16 protein-coding genes are annotated in these 18,103 nt (G+C 35.1%); 14 read left to right on the top strand and 2 right to left on the bottom strand.

All coding sequences use genetic code 11. The annotated features are described in order from the left end of the window. Positions 1-53: 53 nt before the first annotated feature. Both BSF42_RS15785 and katG read right to left on the bottom strand, forming a co-directional pair. On the bottom strand, positions 54-1,103 hold the full coding sequence (locus tag BSF42_RS15785) for a serine hydrolase (RefSeq protein WP_095954055.1): 1,050 nt from the start codon (positions 1,101-1,103) through the stop codon (positions 54-56). Positions 1,104-1,823: 720 nt separating this feature from the next. Next, on the bottom strand, positions 1,824-4,103 hold the full coding sequence (gene katG / locus BSF42_RS15795) for a catalase/peroxidase HPI (RefSeq protein WP_095954056.1): 2,280 nt from the start codon (positions 4,101-4,103) through the stop codon (positions 1,824-1,826). 510 nt (positions 4,104-4,613) lie between these two features. Between katG and BSF42_RS15800 the strand changes: the two genes are divergently transcribed. From BSF42_RS15800 to BSF42_RS15865, 14 genes are all read left to right on the top strand, one after another. Then, positions 4,614-5,432: an alpha/beta fold hydrolase gene (locus tag BSF42_RS15800; protein ID WP_095954057.1), complete on the top strand. Its 819-nt coding sequence runs from the start codon at positions 4,614-4,616 to the stop codon at positions 5,430-5,432. A gap of 64 nt (positions 5,433-5,496) precedes the next feature. Continuing rightward, complete coding sequence (locus BSF42_RS15805) at positions 5,497-5,817, top strand: phosphoribosylpyrophosphate synthetase (protein ID WP_095954058.1); 321 nt, start codon at positions 5,497-5,499, stop codon at positions 5,815-5,817. Positions 5,818-6,155: 338 nt separating this feature from the next. Further along, entirely contained in the window at positions 6,156-6,788 is a 633-nt protein-coding gene (locus BSF42_RS15810) for a hydrolase (RefSeq protein ID WP_095954059.1), read from the top strand. A 64-nt stretch (positions 6,789-6,852) separates the two neighbouring features. Further along, on the top strand, positions 6,853-8,253 hold the full coding sequence (locus BSF42_RS15815; RefSeq protein WP_253251081.1) for an alginate export family protein: 1,401 nt from the start codon (positions 6,853-6,855) through the stop codon (positions 8,251-8,253). Between the two features lie 210 nt (positions 8,254-8,463). Beyond that, entirely contained in the window at positions 8,464-9,192 is a 729-nt protein-coding gene (locus BSF42_RS15820; RefSeq protein ID WP_095954061.1) for a M17 family peptidase N-terminal domain-containing protein, read from the top strand. Between the two features lie 7 nt (positions 9,193-9,199). Further along, positions 9,200-11,086, top strand: a complete 1,887-nt coding sequence (locus tag BSF42_RS15825) for an amidohydrolase (protein WP_095954147.1) — start codon at positions 9,200-9,202, stop codon at positions 11,084-11,086. 10 nt (positions 11,087-11,096) lie between these two features. Continuing rightward, positions 11,097-11,531 carry a DoxX family protein gene (locus BSF42_RS15830; RefSeq protein WP_095954148.1) on the top strand — a complete coding sequence of 145 codons (435 nt, stop codon included), beginning with the start codon at positions 11,097-11,099 and terminating at the stop codon, positions 11,529-11,531. A gap of 182 nt (positions 11,532-11,713) precedes the next feature. Next, positions 11,714-12,187, top strand: coding sequence for a Dps family protein (locus BSF42_RS15835; RefSeq protein ID WP_095954062.1), 474 nt, complete (start codon positions 11,714-11,716; stop codon positions 12,185-12,187). 4 nt (positions 12,188-12,191) lie between these two features. Next, on the top strand, positions 12,192-12,857 hold the full coding sequence (locus BSF42_RS15840) for a YoaK family protein (protein WP_095954063.1): 666 nt from the start codon (positions 12,192-12,194) through the stop codon (positions 12,855-12,857). A 53-nt stretch (positions 12,858-12,910) separates the two neighbouring features. Next, positions 12,911-15,187 (top strand): histidine kinase dimerization/phosphoacceptor domain -containing protein, encoded by a 2,277-nt coding sequence (locus tag BSF42_RS15845; protein ID WP_095954064.1) that lies wholly within the window; start codon positions 12,911-12,913, stop codon positions 15,185-15,187. Positions 15,188-15,195: 8 nt separating this feature from the next. Beyond that, entirely contained in the window at positions 15,196-16,554 is a 1,359-nt protein-coding gene (locus BSF42_RS15850; RefSeq protein WP_095954065.1) for a sigma-54 dependent transcriptional regulator, read from the top strand. 72 nt (positions 16,555-16,626) lie between these two features. Beyond that, on the top strand, positions 16,627-16,917 hold the full coding sequence (locus BSF42_RS15855) for a GNAT family N-acetyltransferase (protein ID WP_095954066.1): 291 nt from the start codon (positions 16,627-16,629) through the stop codon (positions 16,915-16,917). A gap of 186 nt (positions 16,918-17,103) precedes the next feature. Beyond that, positions 17,104-17,724 carry an alpha/beta hydrolase gene (locus BSF42_RS15860; protein ID WP_095954067.1) on the top strand — a complete coding sequence of 207 codons (621 nt, stop codon included), beginning with the start codon at positions 17,104-17,106 and terminating at the stop codon, positions 17,722-17,724. Further along, positions 17,724-18,074: a hypothetical protein gene (locus BSF42_RS15865; RefSeq protein ID WP_095954068.1), complete on the top strand. Its 351-nt coding sequence runs from the start codon at positions 17,724-17,726 to the stop codon at positions 18,072-18,074. Before BSF42_RS15860 ends, BSF42_RS15865 begins: the two co-directional genes overlap by 1 nt. The last annotated feature ends 29 nt before the right edge of the window (positions 18,075-18,103 follow it).

An 18,103-nucleotide genomic window follows, 5' to 3' on the forward strand; every position in this document is an offset into this window, starting at 1 on the left:
ATATGGGGTTTAACGCCTATGGCGGTAAACTTTATGAATTTATGGTTCTAAAATTATTTTATTTCAGGCAGTTTGAACTCTTTGTTGTAAATAATACTTACTATATCTTCTATAAAGATATTGGCAGGAATTCTTTCTCCATTTGTTGCATACGAAATAGATAATTTATCTTTTGGATTGTATATAAGTCTGGAATGAGAGCCAAGCACATCGCCGCTATGCCCAAAAAAGAAATTTTCTCCATATGGAAATAATGCCAATCCTCTTCCCCAGTCCTCCTTGCCTATAGTAGGTTTCATTAGTTCTAAAGTTTCTTTTTTTACAATCTTGTATTGGAACAAACTGGTAATAATAATATTCATATCCCTGGTTGTACTTGCTATATCACCAACGCCTATTACATTTGAATATTCAATTTCTTTAATCTCACTCCAGTTTTGTACGAATTTATAAGACTCAAATGTGTTGGCTGGATTTGATTTTATAGAAGCAAAATTCTTGAGATTAAGGGGTTTCACTATTTCTTGTTCGACTATTTTATAATACTCTTTTTTATATTTTTTTTCAATAATCATTCGCAGCAATATATAAGCTGAGTTCGAATAAGCAACCTTTTCATTGGGTTCAAAACTTACGCCTTGTTTTTTTATTTCGTCAAAAATTTCTTTTTCCGTTACTTTTTCGTTTACCCAAATGGCACCGTTTTTAATGGCAAAATTCCCTAATCCGCTTGTATGCTCTAATAAATTTTTAATGGTTATTTTTTCTGAATTTGCTATTTCAGGATAAAATTCAGATAGTTTGGCATCTAGTTTTAAGCTTCCTTTTTCAATTAATTTGAAAGCTAAAATTGCCGTAATCATTTTAGTGACAGATGCAATCTGATATTTAGTATCTTTATTATAACTTACATTGGTCAATTTTTCTTGCCCAAAACTTCTATTATAAACTTCTTTTCCATCTTTATAAATTGATAAGCTGCCAATTCCTCCATTATTATTTTCGATGTAATTTATGTAGTTGTCTATTTTTTCTTTATTGATTTCTTGCGAAACCAAATTGCTTAAACTAAGTAATAAAAAAGTGATTAGTTTCAATTTCATTTTTGATGGTTTTTCTAAATGGTTTTTAGTGTCAGACAAAACAGTTTTTGGATAGCTGTTATGCTTCTATTTTGTTTTCAGTTATTTCTTAGGAAGGCTGAATTTCTGGTCTTTTAGTATTGCTGTAATTGCATCTGATATTTCAAAAAATTTTCCGTTATAATTATTGTCTAATAAAATTATTGTAAATTTTTCTTCCCTATCAGAAACTAAAATCGCTTTGGTTTATTTCTTTACTAAATCATTAATTTTCAAAAGCATTTCTTTTGCGTTTTGATTTGCAGGTTCTAATTCCAATACTTTTTCAAAGGAAAGGAAGTGATAAAGATCTAATTGAAAAAGCTGAAAAACTAGGATTATTATAATTTCTATAATTTACTAAAGAAAGATTTTTAATTATCTTCAATTTCTAAAGCTATAATTACAAAAAAATTTACATCAAAAAACAAAAAAGACGCCGTATAAAAATCGGCGTCTTATAAGTTACTTCGCTAATAATAGGAATTAAGTATTAAGTACTAAGAACTAAAGATTAAGAACTAAAGACTAAGAACTAAAGATTAAGAACTAAAGATTAAGAACTAAAGATTAAGAACTAAAGACTAAGAACTAAGAACTAATTACTGAGGACTAAGCACTAAGAACTAATTACTAAGAACTAATTACTAAGGACTAAGGACTAAGAACTAAAGACTAAGCACTAATTACTAAGAACTACAATTACTTAATATCCAAATCAAATCTATCTAAATTCATTACCTTACTCCATACAGCAGCAAAATCATGTACAAATTTTTCTTGTGCATCAGTACTTGCGTAAACTTCTGCAATTGCTCTTAATTCTGAATTAGAACCAAAAACAAGATCGGCACGTGTTGCAATCCATTTTGGCTGACCTGTAGTACGGTCATTTCCTGCGTAAAGCTCTTTATCATTTGATACCGCCTGCCACTGCGTATTCATATCAAGGAGATTTTTAAAGAAATCATTAGTTAGTTTTCCTGGGGTATGAGTAAAAACACCATTTTTAGAACCATCAGCATTAATATCCAAAACACGTAATCCACCCAAAAGAACTGTTAACTCAGGAGCTGTTAGCGTTAATAAGTTTGCTTTATCAATAAGAAGTTCCTCCGTTGAAACTGATGATTTTGTTTTTCTATAATTTCTAAAACCATCTGCTTTTGGCTCCAAATATTCAAATGAATCCACATCTGTTTGTTCTGCAGATGCATCCATACGGCCAGGCGTAAACTGAACTGTAACTGCGCTTCCTGCCTCTTTTGCCGCTTTCTCTACTGCCGTAGATCCTGCTAAAACTATTAAATCTGCCAGCGAAACTTTCTTTCCATCATTTTGTGCAGTATCAAATTCTGTTCGGATAGCATCCAGTTTGTCTAAAACCTGTTTCAGTTGTGCCGGATTATTGATCTGCCAGTCTTTTTGCGGTGCCAGTCTTATGCGCGCACCGTTTGCACCACCGCGTTTATCAGATCCTCTAAAAGTGGAAGCCGATGCCCATGCAGCCGCAACCAATTGAGATGTGCTTAATCCTGAATTTACTATTTTTTCTTTTAGTTGTGCTGTATCATTCTCATCAATCAATTTGTGATTTACCTCTGGAATAGGATCCTGCCACAACAATTCTTCCTGAGGAACATCGGGTCCGAGGTAACGCGCACGAGGCCCCATATCACGATGCGTCAACTTAAACCATGCTCGAGAAAAAGCATCTGCAAACTGATCTGGATTCTCCAAAAAGCGGCGTGAAATTTTCTCATATTCTGGATCCAATCTTAAAGATAAATCAGTAGTAAGCATGGTTGGGAGATGTTTCTTATTAGCATCAAATGCATCTGGAATAATAGCTTCGGCATTTTTAGCCACCCATTGATGCGCACCTGCAGGACTTTTTGAAAGTTCCCATTCAAAAGCAAATAAATTTTCAAAGAAGTTATTGCTCCATTGTGTTGGCGTTTTTGTCCAAGTTACTTCAAGTCCGCTTGTAATAGCATCTGCACCTTTACCAGAACCAAAACTATTTTTCCAACCAAAACCTTGAAGACCTAAGTCAGCTGCTTCAGGTTCTTCCTCCACATGATCAGAAGAAGCTGCTCCGTGAGTTTTACCAAAAGTATGTCCGCCTGCAATTAAAGCTACCGTTTCTTCGTCATTCATTGCCATACGGCCAAAAGTATCTCTGATATCTTTTGCAGCGAGAATTGGATCAGGATTTCCATCAGGTCCTTCAGGGTTTACATATATAAGTCCCATTTGTACTGCCGCAAGAGGTTTTTCCAAATTTCTGCTGTGAACATGGCCATCTGCATCATCATCGGAGGATACGACGCCGTGATCTTTTGGCACACCTTCAGAACCATCGTTATAACGTTCATCACCTCCAAGCCATGTCGTTTCAGAACCCCAATATACAGATTCATCTGGTTCCCAAACATCGGCTCTTCCTCCTGCAAAACCAAACGTTTTAAAACCCATAGATTCCAAAGCAACGTTTCCAGTTAAGATCATAAGATCTGCCCAAGAAATTTTTTGACCATATTTTTGTTTTATCGGCCAAAGCAATCTTCTGGCTTTATCAAGACTCACATTATCCGGCCAGCTGTTAAGGGGTGCAAAACGCTGTTGTCCCGCTCCTGCTCCACCACGTCCGTCATGTACGCGGTATGTTCCTGCACTATGCCAAGCCATTCGGATAAAAAGACCTCCATAATGACCAAAATCAGCAGGCCACCACTCTTGAGAATCGGTCATAAGATCGTGTAAATCTTTTTTAACCGCTTCAACATCAAGAGTTTTAAAAGCTTCTGCATAATTAAAATTTTTATCCAACGGATTTGATAATGATGAATTTTGTCTCAGGATATTCACCTTTAACTGCTTTGGCCACCAGTCACGATTTTTTGTGCCTGTAGCTGCTTCATTATCCCTGGTTCCATTATGAAAAGGGCATTTGCTAATGTCATTAGATTGATTGTCCATAATTCAAATTTTATTTTTATACTAATTTACAAAGTAAATGCAGAGAAAACTATTGTGATAAATAATAAATAATTCTTAAAGGATAGGAAAAATTTATTATTCACTTGTCGAAACGAACTTAAACTTCTTATAAAAAATAAAACACGCTAATAAATTTACGAAATATCGTAAACAATAATAAGAGCTGTAAAGTATAAGCCTTTGGTTTTACTGGCTTTATAAGTTAGGGCATATTATTTGGCTATTGTCTGGCATCTATTATAAAGATCAACAATATGAAAACAGCATTTCAAAATAAAAATAAGAACTTCTTTTACTCTGAAGCCCTATTAAAGAGCAATAAAACAAGATTATTTTTTTTCTTAATCTACATTAACCGACCGCCTCTCGCACTTACTCTAAGTTTGTAAAAGAAATTAACAACAACAATTACATCAAAAAAGTAGATTTCATCACGATACTAATTTTTCACATTATAATAAAATTTAATAATCTAAAACCATAAAAAAAATGAGCACATTTAAAACACAAGACGGAACAGAAATTTTTTACAAAGATTTTGGAACAGGACAACCAATAGTTTTTCACCACGGATGGCCGTTATCTAGTGATGACTGGGATGCACAAATGATGTTTTTCTTACAACAAGGATACAGAGTTATTGCACATGACAGACGCGGGCACGGACGTTCTAGTCAAACTTCGGAAGGAAACAATATGGAAACGTATGCTTCTGATATTGCAGAATTAACTGAAGCACTTGATTTAAAAGATGCTATTCACGTAGGTCACTCAACTGGAGGTGGTGAAGTAATTCGTTATGCCGCAAAATACGGAAAATTGCGTGTTGCAAAAGCAGTTATAATTAGTGCTGTAACACCAATTATGATCCAAAATGAATCTAATCCTGAAGGTGTGCCATTATCTGTTTTTGACGAAATAAGACAAGGAACTGGATTTAACAGAGCACAGTATTTTTATGATTTTCCGATTCCTTTTTACGGATGGAACCGTGAGGGACAAACCGTTAAGGAAGGAATTAAACACAACTGGTGGCGTCAAGGAATGATGGGTTCTGTTTTAGCTCATTATGAAGGAATTAAAGCGTTCTCTGAATCTGATTTTACAGAAGATCTTAAGAGTTTAGATATTCCAGTTTTGGTTTTACATGGAGAAGATGATCAAATTGTTCCTTTTGGTCAGGCACCAAGAGCAGCAAAACTTTTGAAAAACGGAAAACTAATTTCGTATCCAGGATTTCCTCACGGCATGCCAACTACAGAAGCTGACACAATCAATAAAGACATTTTAGACTTTATTAAATCATAAGCAGATAGTCCTAAAAAGTAATCCAAACTGCCTGTAATTTTTACGGGCAGTTAATCTCAAAATTATGAGCACATTTCAACAACCCGCTTTTGATACGGTTACGGAGGCTTTACAATGGCTGAATCTGGAAGGTTTTACAGAAAACTTTAATCTTGATGAAAATTGTATCCGTTACAATAATAACACACAAACCATGTCTCCGGAAGAATTTAAAATTGAATATCTATTTCGTTTTGAAGGAGATACAGATCCTGGAGATGAAGATATTGTTTACGGAATTACATCTGAAATCTATAATCTAAAGGGAGTTTTAACCAGCGCATTTGGAATCTACGCTGATTCTGTTTCAACAGAAATGATCAAAAAACTTTCAACACATTCCTGAAAGTTGTCTATAATTTTGAACACATAGAAAAATAGGATTTGTAACTAAAAAAAAGGCGTTTCAATTGTATTAATGCATCCCGAATTCTCGGGACTATATGTGAGAAACTAGTTTCTTTTTATATTCTTATCATTTATTTCTAGAATATATGCCTATGTTTCTTGTGTTTAATAAATGTATGTCGAATTATACATTCTTAGTGTTTTTCATAACACGTTAATAAATTTACGAAATATCGTAACAAAAAATCATCAACATAATATATAAAACCCAATATACCAACACATTGACAGTTTGGCATTTTGTTGGCATTACTAAAACTATTAAATAAATATCCTATGAAACCATCAGTAAACTTATTATCACCAGATAATCACGCATTAGTGTTAATTGACTTTGAAGGACAAATGGCATTTGCTACATCGAGCATTGCATTAAGCGAATTACGTAATAATGTTGCCATTATTTGCGGTGCATCAAAAATTTTCAATGTGCCAACCATTGTAACAACAGTATTTGAAGAAAGCTTTGCAGGACCTGTTTTTCCTGAAATTGAAGAATATTATCCAATTGCTACTTCAGGATACATTGATCGTACAACAATGAATACTTGGGAAGATGAAAATGCTTATAAAGCAATTACCGGAACAAATAAACAAAAATTAGTTTTTGCCGGATTATGGACAGGAGTATGCATCGTTGGCCCAGCATTATCGGCAATTGAAGAAGGTTACGAAGTGTATGTTATTACAGATGCCTGCGGCGATGTAAGCGACGAAGCTCATGAGCGTGCGATTCAAAGAATGATCCAAGTTGGCGCAAAACCAGTGACTTCTATTCAATATATATTAGAATTACAAAGAGACTGGGCACGTCAGGAAACGTATGTTCCTGTAACTAACTTAATGAAAAAACACGGTGGATCTTACGGTTTAGGTATTCATTATGCACATAACATGCTGAAACATTAATTCAATTTTTATTTCAACTTGAAACTTGAAACCTGAAACTAAACAAACCATAACCCCCTTCATTATGTTGGAATCATCAAAATCCATATCGCAAAAAAATAAGAACTTCGGAATCATCGTTCTTTGTTTTCTTTTAATGGGAAGCATCGCATCGGCACAAAATTTTAAACTTTTGCGCTACGATGAAAACTACGAATTCTTAAAAGACTCCACGAGAAACTTTTATGAGAATTTAAAATTCATTCCTTTAAGCAAAGAGAAAGATTTTTATATGTCTCTTGGAGGTGAAGCACGATATGAATATGTCGATTTCAACAATGAAGATTGGGGAAGATTAAATATAGGTCACAACAACTTTTTATTACAGCGCTACGATCTTCATGCCGATGTTCATTTAGGAAAAACCTTTAGAGTATTTGCACAATTAAGAAGTGCTTTGCAAGACGGAAGAGTCAACGGACCGCGCGGTATTGATGAAGATCAGCTGAATGTGCAGAATCTTTTTTTAGATATTAATTTATATCAGAAAGAAGATAAAAAACTAACCATTCGCGCCGGAAGACAAGAATTGGATTATGGTTCAGGACGATTGATTTCGGTAAGGGAAGGTCCAAATGCAAGACTTTATTTTACAGGAGGAAAAATAATGTATTCTTCTTCCCGATTCTCCATTGACGGATTTGCCATGATGGCCGACACTATTTACGCTGGCGTTTTTGATAATAAAATGTCCAAACAGCTGAATCTTTGGGGTGCTTATTCTAAAATAATATTTCCAAAAGCAGGTAATCTGGATTTGTATTATCTTGGAATCAGAAGAGATGAATCTCTTTTTGAAGAAGGAATTGCTCCTGAAAAACGACATACTATTGGCACAAGACTTTGGAAATACGGCGGCGGTTTTATTTATAATCTGGAAGCAGCGTACCAATTTGGAACTTTTGGTTCAGGAAATATCAATGCGTGGACAGGATCTATAGACATAGGTTATTCCTTTGAAAACGTGAAATTTAAACCAACAATAAATCTTAGAAATGATTATATTTCTGGTGATAAAAAAGACGGCGACGGAAATCTGCAAACTTTCAATCCGTTATATCCAAAAGGAGGTTATTTTGGTTTTAGTCCGCAGGTTGGTCCCGTAAACCTTATCGACATTCATCCGTACGCCACAATGGATTTACTGCCACAGCTAAAGATGCAGGTCGATGTGGTTTTTAACTGGAGATATTCCTTGCAAGACGGCGTTTACAGACCAAGCGGAACATTGAATCTTCAGGGAAGTTCTTCAACAGAAAGATATATCGGAACAGCTTATCTTGCCAATTTTACTTACAGCGTAAACAAATATATTTCAGTCGTAAGCGGTATTCAGTATTTTAAAACTGGTGCCTTTATAGACGATATCATACCCAATTCTAAAGACGGCGTTTTCTTTAATGCCCGACTTGGATTTAAGTTTTAATAAAAAAATTAATTTAAACAAATACCATTTAAACACATAGAAACATAGATTTCATTCATCAAAAAGGCATTTCACTTGCATCAAACCATATAGCGCTGTCTATATCTATGTGTGAGAAACTAGTTTCTTTTTGTATTCTTTTATTCCTTTCAGAATTCACAATCTATGTCTCTATGTATTTAAAAAAATCACAACTAAAAACTAATAACAATGAAAAACACAACACTTTTCTCAGCATACAGACTTAGATACACTGCTCTAATTCTTTTTATTACAATATTTGCAAATACTGCTTTGGCTCAAACTGCTTCACTTGGTTCTACCACAACTTGGGGTAAAGTAGACGGAGTTGCGGTAAACGGATTGGTTCAAGGACCGTCTGCGGCCGAAGCAGATTTACAAGTTGCCTGCGTTTTTGAATATACTGAAGGCGACATTTTTAACCCTCCTGCCCTTCCTGCAAACCTAAACGGAATGGTGCATTTAGACGATGCCTTAAAAGGTATTATCACGGAGTTACGCAAAAGCGGAAAATTTACAGGTCACTCACTTGAAACTTTATTAATTACGCCTCCAAAAGGAACTTTGGCTTCAAAACAATTATTGCTTATTGGTCTTGGCGACCGTAATAAATTTACGCCCGATTTAATGATCAGCGTTGGAAGCACTGCTATGCGCGAAGCTTTACGTTTGGGAGTTTCTAATTATTCTTTTGCCAGCGATATTAAAGATGCGGGAATTGATTCTCCAACTGCTTTAGTAGCCACAAATGTAGTTTTAGGTTCTTTTGAAGCTTATAGAACGCAGACGTATTTAAAAGATAAAAAATTAGCCGATTACAAGCCTTTAACTAAAATTATTCTTCTTGCTGGACCTGCTTTTTACACTGTTGCCGGCGAAGGAATTAAAGAAGCTATTGCAAAACTTAACGCTAAATAATCCAATCATGAAAGCAGATCTAATTTTATTCAACGGTAAAATTCATAGTTTCAATGCCGAAACACCAAATGTTACCGCTGTAGCAATCAAAGACGGAAAATTTATTGCGGTTGGAAATGACAGTAATGTAATGGAATTTGCATCTGAGGAAACCAAAATAATCGACCTTCAAAATAAAAGAGTAGTTCCTGGAATCAACGATTCGCACATTCACCTAATTCGAGGCGGTTTAAATTACAATTTAGAATTGCGCTGGGATGGCGTTCCTTCTTTAGCCGATGCACTGCGAATGCTGAAAGAACAAGTTGACAGAACCCCAAATCCGCAATGGGTTCGTGTGGTTGGCGGCTGGTCTGAGTTTCAATTTGCGGAACGCAGAATGCCAACATTAGAAGAAATAAATGCCATTGCACCAGAAACTCCTGTTTTTATTCTGCATTTGTACGACAGAGCGATTATGAACAGAGCGGCATTAAAAGCTGTGGGTTATACTAAAAATACACCGGCGCCTCCAGGAGGACAAATCGAAAGAGACTCTAAAGGAGAACCAACCGGACTTATTATTGCTACGCCAAACGCCATGATTTTGTATTCGACTTTAGCAAAAGGTCCGACGCTTTCTTATGAGCATCAAATCAATTCGACCCGTCACTTCATGAAAGAGTTGAACCGTTTCGGAATCACAAGTGTGATTGATGCAGGCGGTGGATTTCAGAATTTTCCAGACGATTATAAAGTCGTAAATGAACTGAATGAGAAGAAACAATTAACGGTTAGAATTGCCTACAATCTTTTTACTCAAAAACCAAAACATGAATTTGAAGATTTTGAAGATTGGATCGATACCGTAAAATTATATCAGGGAGACGACATGTACCGTCATAATGGTGCGGGCGAAATGTTAGTTTTTTCTGCAGCCGATTTTGAAGATTTCCTGCAGCCAAGACCTGATCTTCCTGAAAACATGGAAGCAGAATTGGAAAAGGTTGTTCGCCTTTTGGTAGAAAACCGCTGGCCGTTTCGTCTTCACGCAACTTATAACGAAAGCATTACAAGATTCTTAAATGTATTTCAAAAAATAAATCAGGAAATCCCATTTAACGGACTGCCTTGGATCTTTGACCACGCCGAAACTATTGACGAACGCAATATTGAACGTGTAAAAAATTTAGGAGGCGGTATCGCTGTACAAAGCAGAATGGCGTATCAAGGTGAATATTTCACAGATCGATACGGAGCAAAAGCAGCAGAAAACACACCGCCAATTAAAAAAATGCTCGAAATGGAAGTTCCGGTTGGTGCAGGTTCTGATGCAACGAGAGTCAGCAGTTACAATCCGTGGGTTTCCATGTATTGGATGACAGTTGGAAAAACAGTCGGAGGTTTGCAATTGTACAATGAAACGAGATTAAGCAGAGAAACAGCTTTAGAATTGTACACCAGAGGAAGCGCTTGGTTCTCTCAGGAACAAGCTAAAAAAGGAGATATTAGAACTGGAATGTTTGCTGATTTAGTGGTACTGGACCGTGATTATTTTACAATTCATGACGAAGACATTAAAAAAATCGAAGCAGATTTGACTATAGTCGATGGGAAAATTGTGTATGCTAACGGCGATTTTTCATCCTTTTCTCCACCGCATATTCCGATTTTACCAGACTGGTCGCCAACAGCGATTTACAACGGTTATCCCGTTAGAAGTAATTTGCAGAATGCGATCGAAAAAAACACCAAAGCTGATGCTAAGCCAAGCCTGACTTCTCAAATACACAGCTGCTCTGGAAGCTGCGATGTCCACGCCCATAGCCATGATATTGCGAGAATGAGCAACGTACCAGTAAATAATTATAACGCATTTTGGGGCGCACTTGGGTGTTCTTGCTTTGCTTTTTAAATTTAAAGAAATGATTGAAATTATAAAACAAATCCTATATTCAGATTTAGGAACATCATTCAACAATGCTGCTTTTTTAGTATTTAGAGTATTACTTGCAGTAGAACTATTTAGAGTTCATGGAATGAAGAAATTCAGAGTTGAGAATGGACAAAGGGAGCACGTTCCAAATCCGCTTCATCTTCCTGAAAAACTTAACGGATTAGTTGCCACTTTTTCTGATACTGTAGTTCCATTTCTTATTATTCTAGGCGTTGGAACCAGACTTGTTGTTCTGCCAACTATTGGCGTTACAGCCATAGGATATTTTGTAGTTCATAGAAAAGATTCACTAGAAGTACGTGACGTTCCTTATATGTATACCTTATCCTTATTATTAATTCTCGCCCTTGGAGCAGGAAAATATTCACTAGATTACTATCTATTAACATTAATAAACAATTAATTCAAACACGTAAATTTTGTAGATATAGCATTGTCTACTTTGTCAAAGTTTAAAACTTTGACAAAGTTCTCGCCAAGAACTATGTGTTAGAAACTAGTTTCTTTCGATATTCTTTTTCAAAGTCAAAGAAAATCTATGTCTCTATGTGTTTATAAAATATTATTCATTAAACCTAATTTAAAATGAAAGCAAACATCGGAATTAAACAAGAAAGCATCTCAAAAGTTGTAGATGTACTAACAAAAGTTCTCGCTGACGAATTTGTACTTTATACCAAAACAAAAAAAGCACACTGGAATGTAGAAGGTCCAGATTTTTACAACAAACACCTTTTCTTCGAACAGCAGTATGAGGCATTGGACGAAATTGTAGATGCTGTTGCAGAAAGAATTAGAACTTTAGGACATTATGCGCCGGGAACTTTAAAGGAGTATTTGGCACTAACACATCTTTCAGAAGAATCAAGAGAGAAAAACGACAGCAATGGTTATATCAAAGAACTGCTTTTTGATCATGAAAGTATTTTGATTCACTTACGTGAAAACATCAATAATTTTGCTGCAGAACTTCACGACGCTGGAACCAGCGATTACATTACAGGCCTATTAGAAAATCACGAAAAAATGGCGTGGATGCTTCGCGCTCACTTAAAATAACATTATGGAATTACAAAGAAATATTTGGTATGTTACCCTGCTTCTTACAATGATAGCAGGGTATTGTGACACCGTAACTTTTGTCGCTGCAGATTCTATCTTTTCGGCGCACGTTACAGGTAACTTTATTGTCTTCGCTTATCAAATCATCAAAGGTTCAGATTTGCATGCTTGGGTAAAACTATTGACTTTTCCTATTTTTATAATCGCCGTAATTGTTGGAGGAAGAATTGCTTTAAAAGTAACCAATCGTTACACTATTCTATTTTGGGAAGGGCTGATATTGGTTTTAAGCGGCATTGCTTCTTACGTTTTTGGCTATTTGGAAATTTTTTCAGAATGGACAATGTACGCAGTTGCTATGACTACTGTATTTGCAATGGGTCTTCAGAATGCTTTTGGAAAATTGTATGCTAAAGAAACACACGGGCCAACAACCATGATGACGGGTAATGTAACTCAGGCTTCACTTGATTTGGGTAATCTCTTAAAAAACGGATTAAAAGATGTTGACGTGCTTTTAAGTTTTAAGAAGCAATTAGTTACCATAATAGGGTTTCTTGTGGGTTGTTTTTTAGGAGCGGTTGCAGGAAAGTTTTTCGGATTAGGGACTTTAATTTTACCTGGTGCGGCCATGATAATCTGCTATATGTACCACCGCGAAAACTAGGTCAAACATGGATTTAAGATTGTAAATTTCTGATAATATAGTATCTTTAAAAAATGAATTATAATCCCCTGAGCCACTTGAAAAATCACGTATGTTTTTTATTTATTACAGCATTTTTGTTTCTGGCAAACATACACAGTTATGCGCAGTCTATAGAAAATCCAGATGAATTAAAACAGAAAATAGCTGATGCAGGAAATGATACCAAAAAAGTCGAATTACTTCTTACTTTAAGCAGCTATTATTTAAATAAAACTGGCGAAATTAAAACAGATCTGGATAATGCAGATTTGATCAATACGCAGGCAAGACTGCTAAGTGAACATTTAAAGTACAAGCTCGGAAAAGGTAAATCAATTCTTTTAGGAGCTCAGATTTACAGGGAAAAAGGAGATACTGAAAATGCATTAGAAAAAACAAAAAATGCCATTTCTTATTCCAAGAATAATAATCTTATAGAATTACAGGCCTCCAGTTATGGAGAACTTTCGGTTTATGATGCAGATCTGGATCAAAAAGTTAAATATAAAAAGTTAGCGATACAGCTGTTTCAAAAATCGGGAGCGAAAGAAAAACAGGCCACTACTTTAAAAGAATTGGCAGAATTATACAGTATAAGCGAACAGCCTGATAAAGCGGAACCATTTTTAAAAGAATCGCTTGCCATTTATAAATCAATTAAATTTAAAAGTTTACAAGGAGTTTATAATCTGCTTTCTGAAGTAAACACCCAAAAAGGAAATTATCCTGAATCATTAAAATACGCTCTTTTAGCAGAAAAAACGGCACTTGCAGTTAATGACAATTCATTACAATTAAGTTCTATTTACAATCATGTTGGACTTGTTTATTATTACCTGCGCCAAAATGACGATGCAGAGGAATATTGGTACAAAGCAATAGAAATTGCCAAAAATCATAAGGATACGGAATACGTGAGAACAATTGGAGAAAATCTTTGTTCGCTGCTTATTCGACAAAAAAAAGAAAAAGACGCTCTTAAACTTATAAAAGAAATGCAGCAGCAATTTCCAACTCCTCATGTCGAGAGGCTGATGAAAGAGAATTATCTGCTGTTCAATATTTACAGGATTTTAAATGATAATGCAACTGCTGGCATTTACTATAGAAAACTGGTTAATTATTACGGTGAAAATGCCGATAAAAACGGAAACAGTATTGCTATTTTAAGAAGTTTTGCCTCTTATCACTATCAAATAAAAAAATATGATGATTTCTATCGAACGATAAAACATTTAGATTCACTTGCTGCCAGCGCAGGCAATAACCTGATCCGTTCAGAAAGTTACTTGATCTGGTTTAAAGCAGATTCTTCGCGAGGTGATTATATTAATGCCATCAAGCATTATCAACTTTACAAACAGCTTTCAGATTCTGTTTTTAAAGGAGAAAAAAGCAAACAAATTAATAGTCTTCAAATTGAATTTGAAAGCGAAAAAAAAGATAAAAATATAGATCTGCTCCAGCAGCAGGCAAAAGTACAGCAAATCCAAATTCAGAAAGATACGGTAGTCAGATCTGTCTTTATAGGAAGTGTCGTTGTTCTTATACTATTTCTAGCGTTGTTGTATAACGGATTTAGGTTAAAAAAGAAAAAGAACGAGGAATTAGAAATCAAACGTCAAAAAATTAATGAGCAGAACGAACTGAACAAAAAAATGCTGATTGAAAAAGAATGGCTTTTAAAGGAAATTCACCATCGTGTAAAAAATAATCTGCAAATCGTTATCAGTTTATTAAACACGCAGTCGGCTTATTTGGATAATGAAGATGCATTGATGGCCATACAAAACAGCCAGCACAGAATGCACGCCATGTCGCTGATTCATCAAAAATTATATCAATCTGATAATCTGGCCAATATCGATATGTCGTGGTATATTTATGAATTGATCAGCTATATGAGGGAATGTTTTGATACCGATCCTAAAATCAATTTTGTTCTAGACACAGAAAAAGTGTATCTTGATGTTGCTCAAGCAGTTCCACTTGGTTTAATTATAAACGAAGCTATAAATAATGCTATAAAATATGCTTTCCCTTTAGATAAAAAAGGAGAAGTATTAATCAGTCTGAAAAACATCGGAAACAGTGATTATAAACTTTTGGTGGCTGATAACGGTGTTGGACTTCCTAGTGATTTTGAAGAAACCGAAAGAAATTCGCTGGGTATGAATTTAATGATGGGATTAACGGACCAGATTGACGGAACCTTTGAAATGAATAATGATAAAGGTTTAAAAATCACAATTACATTTACAAGAAAAACAGAATTTGAAGCCACAGCCGAAAATTCTGAAATTATTTAAATAATATAATGAAGGAGAAAATTCTAATTGTCGAGGATGAATTTATAGTAGCAAATGATTTAAAAATCATGCTGTTAAAAGCGGGTTATCAAATAACCGGTATAGCTTCTTCTGTGGTTCAGGCTCGAAAACTGATTGCGGATAAAAGACCTGACTGGGTTTTGCTTGATATTATGCTAAAAGGCGATCTTACTGGAATTGATCTGGCGTGGGAACTACGCGAGATACAATTGCCTTTTTTATATATTTCTGCCAATACCAACCAATCGACGCTTGAAGCCGTAAAAGCTACTCATCCGTATGGATTTATGGTGAAACCGTTTCGCGAAAGAGATCTTATAGTAATGCTTGACATTGCTAAATATAGATTCGATCAGGAAAAAGGAACATTGGCAGAGATTCCGCTCGATAATCAAAATCAGGAAATTGAGGGAATTATTGGAAAGAGCAGTCTTTTAAGAGAAGTTATTGAAAAAATAAAAATTGTAGCTCCAGCCGAAACTTCAGTATTAATTCTGGGTGAAAGCGGTACCGGAAAAGAAAGAGTTGCACATTCTATACATGATCTTTCGGCACATAAATCGAATACGATTGTAATTGTCAATTGTGCGGCTTTACCACATTCCCTAATAGAATCGGAGCTTTTTGGACATGAGAAAGGTGCTTTTACTGGAGCAAATACTTTACGAATTGGAAAGTTTGAACAAGCAGATAACGGAACTATTTTTCTAGACGAAATAGGCGAATTGCCTCTTGACTCTCAGGTAAAATTATTACGTGTTTTACAAGAAAAAGAAATCCAGAGACTTGGAGGTAATAAAACCATTAAAATCAATGTTAGAATTGTTGCCGCAACCAACAGATCATTGGAAAAAGAAGTTGCAGAGGGACGCTTTAGATTGGATTTATATTACAGATTGAATGTTTTTCCTATTCAATTACCTCCTTTAAAAGACAGAAAAGAAGATATTGAAGACCTAGCCAATTTCTTTTTAAAAAAATATGCAGCAAGTTCCCGCAAAAATGTAAGCAGTATTAGTGCGCCGGCTTTACAGCAATTAATGCAATACGACTGGCCGGGAAATATTCGAGAATTAGAACATTTGATAGAGCGAAATGTACTGCTGGCCAAAACAAACGAAATCGAAAAATTTGATCTTCCTGTAAATAATTCAAATCCGCTAGAAGCAGGTTTTGGAAAAATGAAGTCGATGGAAGAAATGGAAAAGGACCATATTTTAAGCGCATTACAAATTTGTGACGGTAAAGTTTCTGGCCCAGGCGGTGCGGCAGAACTGCTGAAAATGCAGCCGCAGACTTTGTATTCAAAAATGAAAAAATTAGGTATAAAACAAGGATATAATTAATCTAGATTAAGCATACTTAACTGCTAGTTTAACGAACTTTGTATTTGTAAACCAAGACATAAAAAAATAAATATGGAAACAATAAAACTAGAATTAGACGAAAAAAAACACGGCGCTTTTAATCTTTATGTTGAGGACAAAAAACTAGGAGAAATAACCGTAAGTTTAAAAGACGATGTCTTAACCGTTTACCATACAGGAGTTGAGCCAGAAGCAGAAGGAAAAGGGTATGCTAAAAAACTTTTGGAAGAAATGACTTCTTACGTACGTGCCAATAATATGATGGTTTTACCACTTTGTCCCTACGTACACGCACAGTTTAAAAGACATCCAGATGAATATCAGGATATTTGGAAGAAATAAATAATTCTTGATAAAGTTGTCATCAAAGTTGGTCGCAATAATTTGTCATTTCGACCGAAGGGAGAAATGACAAGCATGTGGAAATACTTTATTTGACTCCAGTAAGCACTATAATAAAGGATTAAAAAAAAATCTCCTAAATCTGCGTGAAATAATTATAGACAACAATACTAAAAAAATAAAATTATGAATACAGAAATTTTAACAGATGGTGTGCCTTTAGACCAAGCTAAAAAAGCTTTGATCATGATTCACGGACGCGGTGCAGGCGCTCACGATATTCTTTCAATTGCAAAACATCTTAAGGTCGATAAATTCGCATTAGTTGCACCAGAGGCAGAAAATAGAACTTGGTATCCGTATTCGTTTTTAGTGCCAATTGAAGAAAACGAGCCTTCATTTTCAAAATCATTAGAGGCTATTCATCAGGTTGTTGTTGCCATTCAGCAAAACGGAATTGATAAAGAAAATATTTATTTCCTCGGATTTTCGCAAGGAGCTTGTCTGGCTTTAGAATTTACAGCTAGAAATGCAGCAAAATACGGAGGCGTTGTCGCTTTTACAGGCGGACTTATAGGCGATAAAGTTTATGAAAATCATTATTCAGGAAATTTTGAAAATACACCAATTTTCATCGGAACAAGCGATCCTGATTTCCATGTTCCTGTTGAAAGAGTAAACGAAACTGCTGCACTTTTAGAAAAAATGGGCGCTTCTGTAACCAAAAAAATCTATGACAATATGGGACATACCATTAGTCAGGATGAAGTAGATCTGGCAAACGAACTTATATTTTCCAAAAAATAATGATTCAGATTACTAGAGTTTACAGCGATGATAGTGGCGAAAGTCATTTTGAAGACTTTGAAGTTCCATTAAAAAATAATGGCGATATCGGATTTTTATCTGATGATGAACCTGTGAAATCAATTGTCTTCAGGGAAGTCAGCCCTTCTTATGATTATGATTTTCATAATGCACCAGAACGTCAGTATATTGTTTTACTGGAAGGTGGCGTAGAAATCGAAACTTCATTAGGAGAAAAAAGAACCTTCGAAACAGGATCAATTTTACTGGTTGAAGACACCACAGGAAAAGGACACAAAACAAAAAATATTGAACCAAAACTTCGAAAATCAATATTTATAAAATTATAATTGAAAATTTTAACCGCAGAGTACGCAAG

This window comes from Flavobacterium sp. ACN6, assembly GCF_002304005.1.
Taxonomy (GTDB): Bacteria; Bacteroidota; Bacteroidia; order Flavobacteriales; family Flavobacteriaceae; genus Flavobacterium.

What these genes read in the sequence shown, in the direction of transcription:
- BSF42_RS15865 (WP_095954068.1), top strand. Translation starts at nt 17,724, where the DNA reads ATGATTCAGATTACTAGAGTTTACAGCGATGATAGTGGCGAAAGTCAT.
- BSF42_RS15855 (WP_095954066.1), top strand. Translation starts at nt 16,627, where the DNA reads ATGGAAACAATAAAACTAGAATTAGACGAAAAAAAACACGGCGCTTTT.
- BSF42_RS15800 (WP_095954057.1), top strand. Translation starts at nt 4,614, where the DNA reads ATGAGCACATTTAAAACACAAGACGGAACAGAAATTTTTTACAAAGAT.
- BSF42_RS15830 (WP_095954148.1), top strand. Translation starts at nt 11,097, where the DNA reads ATGATTGAAATTATAAAACAAATCCTATATTCAGATTTAGGAACATCA.
- BSF42_RS15825 (WP_095954147.1), top strand. Translation starts at nt 9,200, where the DNA reads ATGAAAGCAGATCTAATTTTATTCAACGGTAAAATTCATAGTTTCAAT.
- BSF42_RS15810 (WP_095954059.1), top strand. Translation starts at nt 6,156, where the DNA reads ATGAAACCATCAGTAAACTTATTATCACCAGATAATCACGCATTAGTG.
- BSF42_RS15860 (WP_095954067.1), top strand. Translation starts at nt 17,104, where the DNA reads ATGAATACAGAAATTTTAACAGATGGTGTGCCTTTAGACCAAGCTAAA.
- BSF42_RS15820 (WP_095954061.1), top strand. Translation starts at nt 8,464, where the DNA reads ATGAAAAACACAACACTTTTCTCAGCATACAGACTTAGATACACTGCT.
- BSF42_RS15835 (WP_095954062.1), top strand. Translation starts at nt 11,714, where the DNA reads ATGAAAGCAAACATCGGAATTAAACAAGAAAGCATCTCAAAAGTTGTA.
- BSF42_RS15785 (WP_095954055.1), bottom strand. Translation starts at nt 1,103, where the DNA reads ATGAAATTGAAACTAATCACTTTTTTATTACTTAGTTTAAGCAATTTG.
- BSF42_RS15850 (WP_095954065.1), top strand. Translation starts at nt 15,196, where the DNA reads ATGAAGGAGAAAATTCTAATTGTCGAGGATGAATTTATAGTAGCAAAT.
- BSF42_RS15840 (WP_095954063.1), top strand. Translation starts at nt 12,192, where the DNA reads ATGGAATTACAAAGAAATATTTGGTATGTTACCCTGCTTCTTACAATG.
- katG (WP_095954056.1), bottom strand. Translation starts at nt 4,103, where the DNA reads ATGGACAATCAATCTAATGACATTAGCAAATGCCCTTTTCATAATGGA.
- BSF42_RS15845 (WP_095954064.1), top strand. Translation starts at nt 12,911, where the DNA reads ATGAATTATAATCCCCTGAGCCACTTGAAAAATCACGTATGTTTTTTA.
- BSF42_RS15815 (WP_253251081.1), top strand. Translation starts at nt 6,853, where the DNA reads ATGTTGGAATCATCAAAATCCATATCGCAAAAAAATAAGAACTTCGGA.
- BSF42_RS15805 (WP_095954058.1), top strand. Translation starts at nt 5,497, where the DNA reads ATGAGCACATTTCAACAACCCGCTTTTGATACGGTTACGGAGGCTTTA.